Annotated in this window: 8 protein-coding genes; 7 read left to right on the forward strand and 1 reads right to left on the reverse strand. The window is 46.4% G+C overall.

Annotated elements, in window-relative coordinates; genetic code table 11:
* The first annotated feature begins 172 nt into the window (after positions 1-172).
* The 6 genes from A6049_RS04705 to A6049_RS04730 all read left to right on the forward strand — a co-directional run bounded on the left by A6049_RS04705 (position 173) and on the right by A6049_RS04730 (position 15,365).
* Positions 173-7,714 (forward strand): fibronectin type III domain-containing protein, encoded by a 7,542-nt coding sequence (locus tag A6049_RS04705; RefSeq protein ID WP_063563495.1) that lies wholly within the window; start codon positions 173-175, stop codon positions 7,712-7,714.
* 133 nt (positions 7,715-7,847) lie between these two features.
* Positions 7,848-8,558 carry a trehalose operon repressor gene (gene treR / locus A6049_RS04710; protein ID WP_079694432.1) on the forward strand — a complete coding sequence of 237 codons (711 nt, stop codon included), beginning with the start codon at positions 7,848-7,850 and terminating at the stop codon, positions 8,556-8,558.
* Positions 8,559-8,988: 430 nt separating this feature from the next.
* A complete protein-coding gene (locus A6049_RS04715) occupies positions 8,989-9,921 on the forward strand; it encodes a glycoside hydrolase family 5 protein (RefSeq protein WP_481852221.1) in 933 nt (310 codons plus the stop codon).
* 250 nt (positions 9,922-10,171) lie between these two features.
* On the forward strand, positions 10,172-12,241 hold the full coding sequence (locus A6049_RS04720) for a bifunctional aldolase/short-chain dehydrogenase (protein WP_063563498.1): 2,070 nt from the start codon (positions 10,172-10,174) through the stop codon (positions 12,239-12,241).
* 18 nt (positions 12,242-12,259) lie between these two features.
* Positions 12,260-13,531 carry an L-rhamnose isomerase gene (gene rhaA / locus A6049_RS04725; RefSeq protein ID WP_063563499.1) on the forward strand — a complete coding sequence of 424 codons (1,272 nt, stop codon included), beginning with the start codon at positions 12,260-12,262 and terminating at the stop codon, positions 13,529-13,531.
* A gap of 160 nt (positions 13,532-13,691) precedes the next feature.
* Complete coding sequence (locus tag A6049_RS04730) at positions 13,692-15,365, forward strand: ribonuclease J (protein WP_063563500.1); 1,674 nt, start codon at positions 13,692-13,694, stop codon at positions 15,363-15,365.
* A 142-nt stretch (positions 15,366-15,507) separates the two neighbouring features.
* Here A6049_RS04730 and A6049_RS04735 read toward each other — a convergent pair whose 3' ends face one another.
* Positions 15,508-16,590, reverse strand: coding sequence for a bifunctional 3-deoxy-7-phosphoheptulonate synthase/chorismate mutase (locus A6049_RS04735; protein WP_063563501.1), 1,083 nt, complete (start codon positions 16,588-16,590; stop codon positions 15,508-15,510).
* 579 nt (positions 16,591-17,169) lie between these two features.
* On the opposite strand from A6049_RS04735, the gene A6049_RS04740 reads away from it, so the two are divergent.
* Entirely contained in the window at positions 17,170-18,153 is a 984-nt protein-coding gene (locus A6049_RS04740) for a LacI family DNA-binding transcriptional regulator (RefSeq protein WP_063563502.1), read from the forward strand.
* Positions 18,154-18,255: the final 102 nt, after the last annotated feature.

The raw sequence follows: 18,255 nt of genomic DNA on the forward strand, positions 1-18,255 counted from the left end.
AATCAATCGTTCGTAATTGACAATATTCAGCATTATTAAGTATTTACTTTCGTTATTCGAATCGTTATAATCAAGAAAAAATGACACTTGTTAGGGGAGGCACCCCAACAGAGGACTTTGTTCCTTTGTTGGGGTGCCTCCTTTTTTTGTGTGCAGAAAAGGAGAGCAGACGTTGAAGAAATCTGAGAAGCGTATTAAAAAACAGGCCGAGCAGCTTACCAAAGTGGTACTTGCATTTGCTCTGCTGTCACCCCAAGCCTTGCTGGTCGAATGGGGTTCAACGGCCATTATGGCTGAAGCTGTGGAAACCATCAGTATTGTATCCGATACTTCCAGCATGAAGGCTGTTCAATCCTCCAAGGTGAAAGTGGAGATGAATAGTGATGGCAAATATAGAATTGTGTTGCTTCCTAATACAAACGTATTCTACGGTGGCGATACCGGGAATGTATCCACCATTATTGATCATAACGGAACACCCGTTAATTTTAAGTCGCTGCCCCTTAATTATTATCGAATCAATAATAATGTAATCGAAATGTCCAGGCAGAAAGACAACGTAGAGTATATTTTGCGCGTGTCCATCGTTAATGCCACATCTCAGGGCGGTTATATGAAGGTGGAGCTGGAGGCTGTTAACCGCAGCGGCTCTACGCTGAATCTGGGAGGTACGTTCTATTGGGATACGATGGTGAATGGCAACGATGCTTCTCCGTTTGAAGTGATTGAGAACGGCTGGCGCAATTACAGTGGAGGTGTTCAGGTAACTGCTTTTTATGCCAACACGTATAACGTTGTGGACGCAGATCGCATTTTCATGGGGCAGTACAATAGCCCGGACAATGCGCAGCTGATAGGTGGTTCTTCTCCATCTTCCTTTACGCCAGGGCAGACCGTTACCGCAACGGATACTGCTGCGCAGTTTTGGTGGAACGGCAAAGCAACCGCGAACCAGGCTTCACGCAAATTTTCGACGATTGTGGGGATTGGTCCCAAAAATGCACCGCCTTCATTTGCACTATCGGCACCGTCTTCGGGCCAGACCTATTACAAAGGAGAACAGCTTCAAATATCCGGTACAACCCGGGATACGGATGTGGGAGATCTTCTGACTGTCAAATGGTCAATCGACGGAGGCTCCGAAAACATGTTGACACAGATGACGGCTACAGGTTCCAATCAGTCGTTTAACACGAATTACACATTGCCAGACACGCTCGCAGATGGCGCACATACGTTGCAGGTGTGGGTAATGGATGACAAGGGAGGGGTCTCCTCTGCGAGCACTGTCAACTTCACGGTGAAAAGTTTCGTTGTTCCGGGAACACCGTCATTTACATCTGTTAACAATAATAATCTGACGGTCAACTGGGACAAAAAGGCGAATGATGCTTCCGTGACGTATGAACTGAAAAATGTAACGACGAATCAAACCTTTGATACGGGTACAACAAATAGTCGGCAGGTGACCGGGCTTACACCGAATACTCAATATTCTTTTGCTGTGCGCGCTAAAAATACAGTGGGTTCGTATACGGGGTATTCAAGTCCAGCTAGCAAATTTACACTAGCCAATGCACCAAGCGATGCAGCTGTGAGCCAGTCTGGTAACTCCGTTACGGCTAGTTGGAACAACAATGGCAATCCTGCGGGAACGAGTTACAAAACGGAAATACGTAACTCCGTCGGACAAGTGCTTGCATCGGGTACAACTTCATCAACTCGGACTGAACTTGCGTTAACTGGACTTGCAGACGGATTATATAACGTATATGTAGCAGCACTGAATGGAGAAGGCATACAGACTGCATTTACCTCTGCAGGTCAGATCACAAAGGACACAACCGGTCCCACTGCTCCCTCGATAGCAGTAAATCCTTCTTCTTGGACCAAGGAAGATGTCCTGGTTACGATTACAGCAGGCTCGGATGCCTTAAGTGGTGTACAGAAGACTGAGTACAAGCTGGGGATTGGGGGAGAATGGAAGGAATACACTGCTCCCATTACGGTTGCTTCTGAAGGAAACACACTCATTATTGCACGCAGCATAGATGCATTTGGCAATACAGGACAGGAGGCTTCTGTTACAGCACGAGTGGACCGTACAGCTCCGACACCTCCCGTCATCTCGTTAAATCCGACGGAGTGGACCCATTCGGCAGTAACAGTGACGTTAACGGCAGGTACGGATGAAGCAAGTGGAGTGGGTCTTACGCAATATAGACTTGGAGTTGAAGGAACTTGGGTCGATTATCAAGAGCCATTTACCATCAATACCGAAGGAATCACCGAGATTCAGGCGCGAAGTGTGGATCGGGCCTCTAATGTCAGTGCGTCAACTTCAGCCAATGCCCGGATTGACAAGACAGGACCTGATGAGCCAAAGATTACACTCAGTGCTGATGAATGGACGAATCAGGATGTATCCTTTGAAATAACCAGCGGTGAAGATACAGGCAGTGGACTTGCCAAAAGCCAATATCGTCTAAACGAACAAGGCCCCTGGAAAGATTACACTGGAGAAGTGAAGGTTACCGAAGAAGGACAAACCACAGTATATGCGCGCTCGCTTGACAGGGTAGGGAATGTAAGTACTGTTACAAAAGCACTCATTCGACTGGATAAGACTGCTCCAACAGAGCCGGTTATTACATTAAGTCAGTCTGGCTGGAGCAAGGAAGCTATACAATTTACGATTGCTGGCAGCGTAGATGAACATGCCATTTCGTATGAATATAGTTTGAATGGGGCCCCGTATATTGTAGGAAACTCAGGTACAGTGAGTTCAAACGGTCCCAACGTAATTCGAGCCAGAGCGAGAGACGCTGTCGGAAACGTTAGCAAGGAGGTCAGTCGTACGGCTTATGTCGATCAGGTTGCTCCAACGATTACATTTACACCGAATGGACAAGGCTGGATTGACACTAATATATCTGCTACCGTTCAATATGAAGATTCTGATTCGGGTATCAATGAGAATTCGCGATTGTACAGTGTGACCAACAGTACCGCATCGCCAGACAACTGGAATGAAGTCCGCTCGAATGAGCCTGTAATTTCAATTGAATCCGAAGGCATTTGGTATATCCATGCCAAAACAATAGATATGGCAGGGAATACATATGAGACCGTATCAGCACCTTATCAGATCCAGCGCAAGCCACAGCAGCCGGGAAATGCGAGCGTTACACAGATCAGTGAGACTTCGGCAGAACTTACGTGGGATCTGCCCACAGGAGAATGGTATACCGACGGGTATCAGTATGAAATCATAAACCATACGACAGGCCAGTCCTGGACACTGGATTATCCTAAACATACGCTCATTGATCACTCCCTAAGTGGTGGGCAAGTCTATGATTACGAAGTGAGAGTTCGAAACCATACTGGCATAAGTGATGCAGTATCTGTCCGTGCACTGACAATCCCCGCGGCACCGGGATCATTACAAGTTCGAAAAGTCGATTCCCAGCCTGAGCTGGCAGAAGTACATTTCGATTCGGTTCAAGGTGCTACTGCGTACCGTATCACGGCTGCAACTTCGGATGGAAGTATTGTATTTGACCAGACGATCTCCGATTCTTCCAATATTCCGTACATGACCAATCTGGTCCCGGGGAGCATTCATACGATTTCGGTCACAGCACTGAATGAGAGTGGTACGGGAGAAAGCAGCAGGGTGGGATTCCTGACATTGCCTGCAGCACCTGGTGAATTTGCGGCAGTGCAGATTCGGGAGCATGAGATCTCTCTGGGATGGGAGACGGTAACTTCAGCTACGTATTACAGCCTTTCACGCAGTGGAGCTGGGGTCTACGAAGGATTGGAAACGGAGTATGTGGACGCAGGTCTGGATAGTGGAACAGAGTATAGCTATGAATTGCTGGCCGCAAACGAGACAGGAGAAGGTCCAGTAACAAGTTTGCAGAAGCTGCTGACATTGCCGGGGGCCATTGAAAGCTTGAGTATAGATAATGCTACAACAACGAGCATGCATCTCAGTTGGGATCCTGTAAGAGGCGCGGAGCGATACGAAGTCTTTGTGAATGGGGAGAAGCGGGAGACGCTGCTTGCTGGAACCCATGAATATCTGCTAACGGGATTGACTGCGGGAACGTTGGTTCAGGTGGACGTTCAGGCAGGCAATGGAAGTGGACAAGGTCAATCCAATCGAGTATCTGGAACGACGCTTCCCGAGAGTCCTTCAGGTCTTCACTTCGTTCAACCGACTGAAACAGGAGCAACACTCAGATGGGATGCAGTCCCCGGCGCGACGAAGTACCGGGTCGTTCTTGAGGGGCAGAGTTATGAGATTTCAGATACACAGATTGAAGTCCATCAGTTATCAGGCAACCGCCACTATACGTATCAGGTGGAGGCCGGAAATGCTGCTGGTTATGGTGCACCCACAAGCGGTGAACTGCTTACTTTGCCAACCAGACCTGGAGGACTCACAGTAACACGTACGGATGAAGCGAGTATTGGGGTGGAATGGGAATCTGTAAATACAGCCGAATCATATATTGTTAGTATCAATGGGACGGAAGTGGGTCGAACTTCGGGACTTGCCTATACGGCTGAAGAATTGTTGCCAGGTATGGAGTATTTAGTGGAAGTACAGGCCGTGAACACGTCTGGAGTCGGTCAGTCCGCCAGCTTGATTCGATTATCCAAACCGACCGCCCCTTCAGAAATCGTTGTTGAACCAGGAGTACATAAAGGCACCTTGTCATGGGCTTCGGTAGCAGGTGCCTCGGAGTATGTAGTTCAGCAGGGGAACAAAGAGATTTACCGTGGAACAGAGCTGACGACCTTTATTTCAGGACTTGAGGATGGAACGATGCATCATTACACACTTGTTGCAGTGAACAGACAAGGGACCCCATCCGAAGCGACGGGTATATCCATACTTACATTGCCTGAGAAACCAGTTGAGATTAAGGCAACGGAAGTGTCGGAAAACAGTCTTAGTCTGGATTTTACCAAAACAGGGGTAAAGGGTGCAGACGAATACATCATTGAACGCAATGGGCGAGAGATTGCTCGTATGGATGCGAGTGAAACCCGATTCGTAGATGAGGATTTGTCGCCCGGCACGAAATATACGTACAAGATCCGGGCGGTTAATGCAAGTGGTTCGGGTGCTTCCCTTGTCTATGGAATAACAACTCAAACTCTGCCACTATCACCAGATGGAATTACAGTGATCAAGGGAACGCATACGTTTGATCTGGCGTGGGAAGCAGTAAAGGGAGCAGCCGCATATGAAATTCGCAATCAGACAACGGGGGAAGTTCAGACTGTGTCCGAACCATTGGTCCATCTCGCCAGTTTATTGGATGGCACAACGTATGCGTTTGAACTTACAGTTAAGAATGAGGATGGTCACCGCTCTTCTCCTATTCAGGTTCTTTTGTTGACCAAACCCATATCCCCACAAACAGCAAGTATTGCTGCGGTAACCGATCAATCGGCAACGCTGGATCTGAGTGGCAGCGCCACACGAGGCACAGAACAATTGATCATTTTGCGAGATGGTATTGAAATTGACCGTATTCCGGCTGACAGTATCTCTTATGAAGACAAGGACTTGACGCCGGGAGAGAGATACACTTATACGGTTAAGACTTCGAATGCTTCCGGCGATAGCGATACGGGATTTGATGTTCAATTGCGTACGCTGCCTGCAACAATTACGGAAACGCTGCATCCAGACGTGATTGAAGAGACGGAGGCAGTGATTAAGTGGACAAAAGTACAAGGTGCAGAGGGTTACATTGTAATGATAGCGGATGACGAATTTACAACAATTACAGAGAGTGATTTGACTGAAGTTACCCTTAAGGGGCTAGTCAGTGCAGCCCAATATGATCAAGTACAGATCGTTCCTTATAATACAGCGGGTAATGGAATTCCAATGGTCGTTGCTCCATTTTTCACGCTGCCTCATGTCGATTCTATTGAGATGAAGCTATATCCGGAGACGGATCATGCCAGACTGGAGTGGGATTTTCCTTACCTCAACGAAACGTTTGTGGTTCTAATGGATGGTATTGAGCTGTATAGAGGCAGACAAAAAGAGTATATCGTAAAGGAACTTCAGGGCGGAACGAACTACTCCATTGAACTGTATACCGAGAACGAGCAGGGGGATACATCACATAAGCTTAATTATACGTTGTTGACCAAACCGGAAGCTCCCAAGGAAGTGGAATATCGTTCGACACAGGAGAGCATACAACTTCAGTTCGAAAAGAGCCATGTCAAGGGGGCTGAGCAATTCATCATTGAACGTGACGGTGCGGAGATCGGCCGAGTGTCTGTTGACGAGCCTTATTACAAAGACCATGGGCTTGAGCCAGGTATAAATTATGTGTATACCATCAAAACCGTAAATGCTTCCGGTAAGAGCGAGAGCGGATTCAATCTAACAGCAGTAACGCTGCCAGGCAAAATTCCTTCTCCACCTCAAGTGAAAGAACGCGCTCAGCATAGTGCAGATATTATATGGGATATGATTCCTGGTGCAGCAGGCTATCGCATCTATCAGGAAGACGAGCTGATTGCAACAACAATGGAAACATCGATACATGTAACTGAATTGAAAAGTGCCCAGGTCTATTCCGACTTTTCTATTGTGCCTTTCAATGAGGCGGGAGACGGAAAGACATTCGATGTTCCCGAGTTCGAGACATTGCCTTCAGAAGAATTCACCGTTTCAGCGATCTCCCAGAGCACAAGCAGCATTGCATTGAGCTGGAAGCTGGAATCTTTGAATGAAACGATCGTGCTTTCTAGTAGTGGGCGGGAGATCTATCGTGGAAAAGATCGAAGCTACATCTGGACAGGACTAACGGGCGGACAGCGCTATGATGTCATATTGTGGACTGAAAATTCAGCCGGTGAAAAAAGTGAAAGCCAGCAGGTCACGGCCGTGACTCTGCCATATCCACCTCCAAGCGGAAGTGGAGCTGGTTCACCTGCACCTTCCTCCAAGCCTGAGAATGTTCAGTCCGGAGTATCTCAGCCTGAGCAAAATGACAAAGTAGAAGCAAAAGTCAAGAAAGAGATCAAGTTCATTGATATTGGTCAAACATTCAATAAAGATCAGATTATATGGCTGGCAGAGCAAAACATTATTCAAGGTGTAAGTGAAACCCGCTTTGAACCCCGTCGTCCCATTACAAGAGCTGAGTTCACAGCACTTATTGTGCGATTAATGGGTGTGGATACATCTGCCGTTTATCAGCATGCTTTTCGGGATGTGAACGATCAGGATTGGTTTGCTCCTGAGATCGAAGCAGCCGTAAGTCTTGGTATGGTACATGGCATGGGTAATGGTAAATTTGCTCCATATGCGCTGGTAACCCGGGAACAGGCATCGAAGATCATTGCGAATGTTATTCGCAAAATCAAGCCGGAACCCGCAACTTCACGTCGTGCTTTTACGGATCAGATGGATGTGTCCGATTGGGCCAAAGAAGAGGTTGAAGAGCTTGCTGGAATGTACATGCTTACCGGGTACGAAGACGGCAGTTTCCGACCCATGCAGCATCTGAGCAGATCTGAGGCCGCAGCCCTGATCTTCCGACTGAACAAACTGATCCGTATTATAGAAGAAGGTCAAACTATGGAGGAAGAGAACCGAACTATGGATGATAAAGGAACGAGTATTGATATAGACGGTAAGGCTAACACGTCAAAATCGGATTGAAAGACTTAGATTGAATCACATGGGAATTCATCATTTCATCATCCTCAGTAGCCACATTATCCGTTATTCGACTTTTAATGTTATAATAGGTTGCCAATATGATAAAAAAGGTAATGGACAGTGGTGATGAATGATGAATAATAAATTTATCCGAATCTATGAAGATATTGCAGCTCGTATTCGGACTGGAGAAATTGAAGCAGGTACGCTGCTTCCCTCGGAACTTGATTTATCGGAAAGTTATCAAACGTCTAGAGAGACAATTCGCAAAGCGCTTAAAATGCTGTCTGAAGAAGGTTATATTCAGAAAATTCAAGGTAAGGGCTCCATTGTACTGGATATACGTAAAATTGATTTTCCTATTTCGGGCCTCGTCAGCTTCAAGGAACTGGCTAAAAAAATGGGACATCGGGCCAAAACGTACGTTAAGGTTTTTGAAGAAAAAAAGGTTGATCAGGCCTTGTTCAAGAAAATCAATTTTGGCCTGAATGAAAAGGTCTGGGAGATCAGACGTGTACGGCAAGTGGATGGCGAACATGTCATTCTCGACAAGGACCATATAAGCCAGAGGCTTATTCCCGGTTTGAGCAAGGAAATATGTAATGACTCCATCTTCGAGTACATTGAGGAAGAGCTCGGGCTGACCATCTCTTTTGCCAAAAAGGAAATTTTGGTGGAGGAGCCTACTGCTGAGGATAGGGAATTGCTTGATCTCGAAGGATTCCACAATGTAGTTGTGGTTAGAAGTCAGGTTTACCTGGAGGATGCAAGTCAATTCCAGTTCACAGAGGCAAGGCATCGCCCGGACAAGTTCAGATTTGTGGACTTTGCCCGGCGTAGATGATATCCATTGACCATGGATATGAAACAGAGAGTACCTATTCACTTCTTTTAGGGGTGAACGAGGTGCTCTCTTTGTTTTAAAAACGATTTGAAGTGTTTAGGGGGTCGATTGCCAAATAGGGAGTGTTGATGGGGGAGGTAGCGAGTACAAAATAAATTCCTTATCATGGTAAAAATAACTTGACCGGTAAGCGTTTTCATTTTATTATATGTCCATAACCTTAACGATTAAGTAAATAAAATTAAATTATGTATCTTACATAAAGTTATTTATTTATAAATAATAACTTTATAAAATTATGGGATACTCTTGATTTTAGTTAACTTATTGCCTTGAGCAGGGTTAATTGAAATAAATAAAAAAATGTAGGAGGTTCTAGCGAATGGTCAAGTTGCAAAAGTGTACAGTCTTTACCGTAATAGCTGCACTTATGTTGGTGATTCTGGGGAGTGCTGCACCCAAAGCGTCTGCTGCTACAGGATTTTATGTAAGCGGAGGCAAATTGTACGATTCCACTGGCAAGGCATTTGTTATGAGAGGTGTCAATCATGGACATTCATGGTTTAAGAACGACCTGAACACGGCTATTCCTGCAATTGCCAAAACAGGTGCCAACACCGTACGGATTGTGCTCTCCAATGGCGTGCAGTACACCAAAGACGATCTGAACTCCGTTAAAAACATCATTAATGTTGTAAGCGCAAACAAAATGATTGCGGTACTTGAAGTACATGATGCAACAGGTAAGGATGACTATAATTCATTGGATTCAGCAGTGAATTACTGGATTAGCATCAAGGAAGCACTCATTGGCAAAGAAGACAGAGTTATCGTAAATATCGCGAACGAATGGTATGGAACATGGAACGGTAGTGCTTGGGCTGATGGATACAAAAAAGCAATTCCGAAGCTGAGAAATGCCGGGATTAACAATACGTTGATCGTGGATGCAGCGGGCTGGGGGCAGTACCCGCAATCCATCGTGGATTATGGACAAAGTGTATTTGCAGCAGATACACAGAAAAATACTGTGTTTTCGATTCACATGTATGAGTATGCCGGTAAAGACGCGGCAACCGTAAAAGCCAACATGGAAAGCGTATTAAACAAAGGTCTGGCCCTGATCATCGGTGAATTCGGTGGATATCACACGAACGGAGATGTCGATGAATATGCGATCATGAAATATGGTCAGGAAAAAGGGGTAGGCTGGCTCGCATGGTCCTGGTATGGCAACAGCTCTGATTTGAACTATTTGGACTTAGCTACGGGTCCTAACGGAAGTTTGACATCCTTTGGAAACACGGTCGTCAACGACACTTACGGAATCAAAAATACTTCAAAAAAAGCAGGGATCTACTAGGGTCTATAGGGTCTAGCTTTTCTAAAAAGATTCATCTACTCAACGAGAAGCATTGAGCATGTTCTGTGCAAGAAAATCTCTTCCAAACACTCTGACCAACACGTCAGGGTGTTTTTATTGAAAAAAAAATCATCAAAACAGAAACTCTTTTGAATTTTTCCGTTTATATTTAAAATCTTTTGTTTTCAAAACAAAACAAAGATGATAAACTCTGATTAGGAATAAAACAAACATTATCGGAGGGGAACAAATGGTACAGAGTTTATGGAATTCATCACAGGCTTCGGAGAAAACAACCGGACTGGAGCAACTGGTCTACCGATCCAATCTGATTGGGTCAGATCGCCGTGTATGTAACATTTTCGGAGGCAATACGTCTACCAAAACGACGGTGAAAGATTTTCGCGGCCGTGATATAGAAGTGATGTATGTAAAAGGCAGCGGATCTGATCTGGCTTCTATGCAGGCGAAGCATTTTACAGGCCTTGGACTCGAAGATATTCGTCCATTAATCGAACGGGAATCCATGTCGGATGAAGAGATGGTCGAATACCTGGGTCATTGCATGATCGATTCCAAACACCCGCGTGCATCCATTGAGACGTTGCTGCATGCATTCCTTCCATATAAACATGTGGACCATACCCATCCAGATGCGATTATTAGTCTGTGTTGTGCAGATAACGGAAAAGAACTGGCGAAAGAGATTTACGGGGATCGATTTGTATGGGTTCCTTATGTGCGTCCAGGATTCACACTATCCAAGATGATTGCTGAAAGCGTATTCTCGAATCCCAATGCCGAACTGGTTCTGATGGAGAAGCATGGACTCGTGACTTGGGGAGAAACATCGGAAGAATGTTACGCCCAGACGATCAAAATTATTAATGAAGCGGAAGCCTTCATTGAAGCACGTGTTGACCAAGGAAGCCTGTTTGGCGGAGAGAAGTATCCTGCGTTTGAGGCAGAAGTGCGTCGCCAGATCGTATCCAAAGTAATGCCGACCATTCGCGGAGCGGTATCGGATAGCAAAAAAATGATTTTGTCCTTTGACGATCAGGAGGATGTGCTCGCCTTCGTTGGAGGAGTGGATTCGCCGAAGCTGTCACAGGTAGGCGCGGCGTGCCCGGATCATTTGGTGCACACCAAAGTGGTACCTCTATTCATCGATTGGACACCGGACGCGGAGGATATTGAAGGGCTGAAATCCAAACTGGTGGAAGGCGTAGCCGCCTACAAAGAACAATATCAACAATATTTTGAGAGCAACAAAAATGATGGTGACGTGATGTTCGAAGCTGCACCTCGCGTCATTCTTATCCCAGGTGTGGGCATGATCAACACAGGCAAGAGCTGGGCACTGTCCCAGGTGAGCGGGGCATTGTATCATAGAGCCATTGCCGTGATGCGGGGTGCGACAAGTCTGGGCCAATTCGTATCCCTCAGCGCCAATGAATCCTACAATGTGGAGTACTGGCCGCTTGAGCTTTACAAATTATCGCTGGCTCCGGCGGAGACTGAGTTTTCCCGCAAAGTGGCGTTTATTACCGGGGGTGCCGGTGGAATTGGAAGTGAAACCGCACGCAGATTGGTATCTGAAGGGGCACATGTCGTTCTCGCGGACCTCAACCTTGAAGGAGCACAGAAGGTAGCTCAGGAAATTAACGACCAATATGGTGCCAATCGAGCATATGCATTGAAGATGGATGTAACGGATGAGGAAGCCGTGCAATCTGCGTATGCCGAAGTTGCTGTACAATATGGCGGCTTGGATATTATCGTGAACAATGCAGGCCTGGCCACCTCTAGTCCGTTTGACGAAACATCGTTAAAAGAATGGAACTTGAACATGAATGTGCTGGGTACTGGGTACTTCCTCGTGGCACGTGAAGCTTTCAAGTTGATGAAACAACAGGGGATTGGCGGCAGTATGGTATTTATCGGGTCCAAAAACTCAGTCTATGCGGGTAAAAGCGCCTCAGCTTACAGCTCGGCCAAAGCACTTGAGGCTCATTTGGCCCGCTGCATCGCGGCGGAAGGTGGGGAATACGGTATTCGTGTAAATACGATTCTCCCGGATGCCATCCTGCAAGGTTCAGCGATCTGGAACGGTTCATGGAGAAATGAACGTGCAGCAGCCTATGGTATCGAACCGGATCAACTGGAAGAGTACTATCGTAAACGAACAACTTTGCTCGTCAATATTTATCCGAGAGATATTGCGGAAGGCATCGCCTTTTTTGCCTCTTCCAAATCAGAAAAAACAACCGGTTGCATGATGACGATTGATGGCGGTGTGCCAGCAGCATTTACACGATAATAAGGAGGGTTCTCGCACATGGAAAATCAAGTCAAGCAAGCATATGAAGCAGCCAAATTATTATATGCTCAGCATGGAATTGATACGGATGAAGTGCTGAAGAAGCTCGCGGAAATCAAAGTGTCTGTTCACTGTTGGCAAGGGGACGATGTAAAAGGTTTTCTGAATAAAGATGGGGAACTTACGGGTGGAATATCCGTTACAGGTCAATATCCGGGGGCTGCAACGACACCCGCAGAGCTTCGGGCAGACCTGGAGCAAGCCTTCTCCATGATTCCCGGCAAACATAAGGTCAATTTGCACGCGATCTATGCGGATACGGACGAACAAGTAGAGCTGGATCGGATTGAGCCGAAGCATTATGAGAACTGGGTAAAATGGGCCAAAGAACAAGGGCTCGGTCTGGATTTCAATCCAACCTGTTTTTCACATGAAAAATCAAGTGACGGTTTCACGCTAAGTCATTCCGATCCGGCGATTCGCAAGTTCTGGATTGATCACTGCAAAGCATCCCGCCGCATTGGCGCTTACTTTGGCGAGCAGCTGGGCCAGACTTGTGTAACCAATGTATGGGTGCCGGACGGGTTCAAGGATAATCCGGTCGATCGCATGACACCGCGGAAGCGGCTGAAGGATTCACTAGATGAGGTATTTGCCGAGAAGCTTGATCCCAAGTATCATCTGGATGCGGTCGAGAGTAAGCTGTTTGGCCTCGGCTCAGAAGCGTATGTCGTTGGTTCTCATGAATTCTATATGGGCTATGGACTGCAAAATGATACGTTAATCTGCCTTGATGCCGGACATTTTCATCCAACGGAAGTTATTTCTAACAAACTATCTTCACTGGCCCTGTTTACCAACGGCATTCTGCTGCATGTCAGCCGTCCAATGCGTTGGGACAGTGACCATGTTGTCATTATGGATGATGAGCTGCTGGAAATTGCTCGCGAATTGGTACGTCATGAGCTGCTACCAACGACACATATCGGACTCGATTTCTTTGATGGAAGCATCAATCGAGTTGCTGCGTGGGTAGTTGGCACACGCAACACCATTAAAGCATTGCTACGTGCGATGTTGGAACCTGTGGATGCTCTGAAATCAGCGGAGCTGGAAGGGGATTACACCCTTCGTCTTGCTTTGACAGAAGAGTTTAAGTCCTATCCTTTCGGCGCGATCTGGGATTATTACTGCGCCCAGCAGCAAGTACCTGTACGTGAACAGTGGATTGCTGAGATCAAAACCTATGAGCAGGAAGTTTTACTTCAACGAGATAAATCTTTCGTATAGGATGATGCAGGCCACGGTGGAGAAGTTTTCCACTGTGGCTTTTTTGCATGGAAACAGCTGCGAAATGCATAACTGCGGTCAGAATTTCCATACTAAAAATACATAGAAAAATGCAAAGCTTCAATGCTAGTACTGCAACGTAGAGGAGGATGCATCCGATTTGAATCTCGCCCACAACAAATTGTATATCGCGGCACTTGGCGGCTTGAATGAAATAGGTAAGAACATGTATCTGATCCAATATAATCAGGACATCATTGTCATCGACTGTGGCTCCAAATTCCCGGATGAAACCCTACCGGGCATTGATCTCATCATTCCGGATGTGACGTATCTGCTGGAAAATCAGGACAAGGTAAGGGCGCTTGTGGTTACCCATGGACATGAAGACCACATTGGCGGCATTCCCTATTTGTTAAAACAAATCAATATCCCGGTGTATGCATCCAGACTGACACGAGGATTAATTGAACTGAAACTGAAAGAGCATGGGCTGCTGCGCAAAGCAGATCTGCATACGGTTGATTCCAAATCCAGCATTACGCTGGGTGGAATTCAGATTTCTTTTTTTGCGACCAGTCACAGCATACCGGATTGCCTGGGTATTTTCTTTCAAACACCTGGAGGAAATGTCGTCCATACCGGGGATTTCAAGTTTGATATGTCACCTGTAAATGGGCCGTATCCCGATCTGCACCGTATGGCCGAGATTGGCAAACAAGGTGTACACGTGCTGTTGTCCGAGAGCACCAATGCAGAGAGACCGGGGTTCACCCCTTCCGAGCGTGTCGTAGGTGACCACATATTGGACGCGTTTATTCGTGCCAAACAAAAAGTGTTTATTTCTACCTTTGCGTCCAACGTAAGCAGGGTTCAACAGATTGTAAATGCAGCGTTCGAGACGGGGCGCAAGCTGGCTCTGCTGGGTAGAAGCATGCTTAATGTAGTGTCCGTAGCTAGTGAACTGGGATACCTGGATGTACCAGAGGGGCTGCTCATTGAGGCCATTGATTCGGACCATTTTCCACCTGATGAGGTCGTTGTGCTCTGTACGGGAAGTCAGGGTGAAACGATGGCTGCTTTATCCCGTTTGGCGGCCTCCAAACATCCTCATGTGAAGATTGCACCTGGAGATACCGTCATTATTGCCGCTGGGGCGATCCCGGGGAACGAACGCAATCTTGCGCATGTCATTGATAATCTGTATGTGCTCGGAGCACGCGTCATTTACGGTTCAAGCGGAGCAGCAGGCATGCATGTATCAGGACACGGCAGCCAGGAAGAACTCAAACTGATGCTGACCCTGATGAAGCCTGATTATCTAATTCCAGTTCACGGTGAGTTCCGCATGCTGTATCAGCATAGACAACTGGCGGAGTCCGTGGGGATCGAACGGGATCATGTATTCATCGTGAACAATGGGGATATGATTCAGTACAAAGACAGCGTGGCATCTCCTGGTCCCAAAATTGCTTCAGGCAACAGTCTGGTCGACGGTCTGATCATGGGCGACGTCGGGAATATCGTGCTGCGTGATCGCCGGCAACTGTCATCCGATGGAATGCTGGTGATTGTGACTACGCTGAGCAAAACGGAGAAACATATGGTGACAGCGCCTGAGATTATTTCCAGAGGTTTTGTGTTTGTGAAGGATTCTGAGGAGTTCATGAAAGAGATTCATGAGCTGGTTCAGAACAAGATGGATGAGTTAACCGGAAGCGGAGCGAATCAGTGGAATGTGATCAAAAGAAAGCTGAAAGACGAGATCGGTCATTACATCTACGCCCAGACAAAACGAAGACCAATGATTCTGCCCATTATTATTGAGGTTTGAGAAAGTGGAGCAGAGCCGATGTATAGAGATTAAGATGTGGATTAAAATTAAGATTAAGATAGTCAAAAGCCTGAGAAATGTAGGATCATACCGTTTTTCGTATGAACCACACATTTCAGTCAGGCTTTTATTGTTAACTAACCTATTGATCCTTCAGCAATCCAGATTGTCTCACAGAGGAGAGGAATTGGTGGAACTGCTCGATATTTAATTGCTGTGCGCTATCCGAGAGGGCTACGGCCGGATTCGGATGAACCTCAACCATAACGCCATCTGCACCCGCAGCAAGTGCTGCCTTGGCACAAGGGGCAAGGATATCTTTGCGCCCTGTAGAGTGGGTGACGTCCACAAGCACAGGCAGATGGGTTTCCTGTTTCAGAATCGGCACGGCAGAGATGTCTAGTGTGTTTCGTGTTGCTTTTTCATAGGTGCGAATGCCGCGTTCAATCAGCATAACTTGTTTGTTCCCGCGGGAGACAACGTACTCCGCAGCATGAACGAATTCATCAATGGTTGCCGCCAAACCACGTTTCAGCAGAATAGGAATCTTAACATCCCCGGCAGCCTTGAGCAGTTCAAAGTTTTGCATGTTACGGGCACCGATCTGGATGACATCAATATACTGTCCAGCCAATTCAATATGACTTGGATGCACAATCTCACTAATTGTCTTCAGTCCGAACTCGTCGGCAACTTCCTTCAGAATTTTCAATCCTTCGATTCCGAGTCCCTGGAAGTCATATGGAGAAGTACGAGGTTTAAATGCACCTCCGCGCATTACGGTAATGCCGGCCGCTTTCAGCGCTGCTGCGACCTCGCGTACCTGCTCATAACTTTCAACCGAGCATGGGCCAGCGATCATAATGGGTTTGCCTGCGCCAACCTTGACGTTTCCGATGGAGACGACAGTATCTTCCTGCTGATTTTTGCGGCTAACGAGCAGTTGTTTCTTATGTTCGTCGACCTGAAGGTTCAGGGAAGCCTGGAAAATCTGTTTGAACAGAAGTTTGATGGCATCGTCTTGGAAAGGCCCAGGATTGGCAGCAGTCAGTTCCTCCAGCATTTCTTTTTCGCGAACCGGATCAAATTTGGGTACACCCTGTTTTTCCTTGATTTGACCAATTTCCTGTGTAATTTGGGCCCGTTCTGACAACAAGTGGAGGAGGTTATGATTAATCTCACTCAATCGGCCTCTTAATTGTTCCAAGTTCATGCTTTGATCCATGCTGATCCACTCCTTCAATTTAAATTTATGAAAAAACACAAAAAGGCCCTTCATCCGTAAGGGACGAAGAAGCCGTGGTACCACCCTAATTAGAAACGGTCCTGCTGATTGAATACAGCCGATCTGTTTCTCACTTTGACCTTTTAACGCAAGGAACGGATTGTCCTAGAAGCTATATCCATGAGGAGCAGCTCTTCAGCAATCGGCTCGGGAGTGAACTTCGGCGGCATGTTCCTTTCGGGTGCTCTCAGTCTTCGGCACCGCGTCCCTGTAATGAACGATAACTCCGCGTACTCTTTCCGTCATAGCCTGTATGAATAATGATATTCGGTTCTGTATTTCATGATGCACGTTATGAATTGAAGTTATACTAGCATCTCATGTTCCTTGTCTGCAAGAAGCTGAATTAATGCCATGCATCAATAACGCTTTACCGTGACGCATTGCACATGCACGTTCAGAGTTGCGTGAGATTTACTAATATCTCCATGGGAATAGTATTCGCAAGGGTTTGCCATTCGAAGTATAATATAAGGTAATATAAGTGAATTCAAGCGAATGAGAATAAGAGGAGAAGTTATGAATAAAACGATTTCGGATATCGCCCAAATGGCAGGCGTGGCGAAGAGCACCGTCTCTCGTTTCCTGAATGGTGGTTCTGTTAGTGACGATACACGGCAGAAAATTGAGCGCATTATTAAACAATACAATTACGTACCCAATACGTTCGCACAGAGTCTCAAAGCAAAAAAAACCAGTATTATTGGAACGGTTGTTCCTCGTCTGGATTCCTTTGCAACCTCTCAGACATTGATCGGCATCGATGAAGAATTAAGAAATAATCAGTATCAGATGCTAATCGCGAATACGAGCCAGGATATGCAGCGCGAGATTGATGCCATATATGACTTTGCCAGACAGAAGGTATCCGGCATTATTCTGCTTGCCGCAGAAGTGACCGATGCACATCTCAAAGCCGTTGAAGACATCGGAATTCCAGTGCTATTGGTAGGGCAGCAGCATGAACAGTTACACAGTCTGGTTCATAATGATGATCAGGCGGGGTATGAGATGGGTAAACATGTTGTGGAAAAGGGCCATCGGAAAATCGTCTATATTGGCGTTACCGAGAGAGATCAGGCAGTGGGTATCCATCGCAAACAGGGGTTCAAGCGTGCGATCGACGAATGCGGTGGATGTGATGTGACATATTACGAGACAAGCTTCAAAATGTCTGAGGCGATCATTACCGCAGAAGCGATTTTGAAAAAAAGCAAACCGACGATTATTGTGGGCGCAACAGATAACATCGCACTGGGTGTGATGAAGATTGCTTTTTCTAATAAGATACAAATCCCGCAGGATTTATCGGTTACCGGATTTGGTGGTTATGAAATTACCGAGATGATTCATCCTACACTAACGACAGTAAAATATCATTATTTTGAGGCAGGTCAAGTGGCGGCCCAGCACATTATTCGTCTGGTACAAGGCGATCCGGTGGAGCAGTGCACGATTCTTGATGTGGAGATTATTCCACGAGAAAGCGTTGACAAGATATAAATGAATCCTTTATGATAATTCCATCGAACCGGTTCCACTCCGAATATCCATTAAGGATATGGGAACACGGTGGCAGGCGAAAAAGCCATATGGAATTATTTT

It is taken from the genome of Paenibacillus sp. O199 (assembly GCF_001636635.1).
Classification (GTDB): domain Bacteria; phylum Bacillota; class Bacilli; order Paenibacillales; family Paenibacillaceae; genus Paenibacillus; species Paenibacillus marchantiae.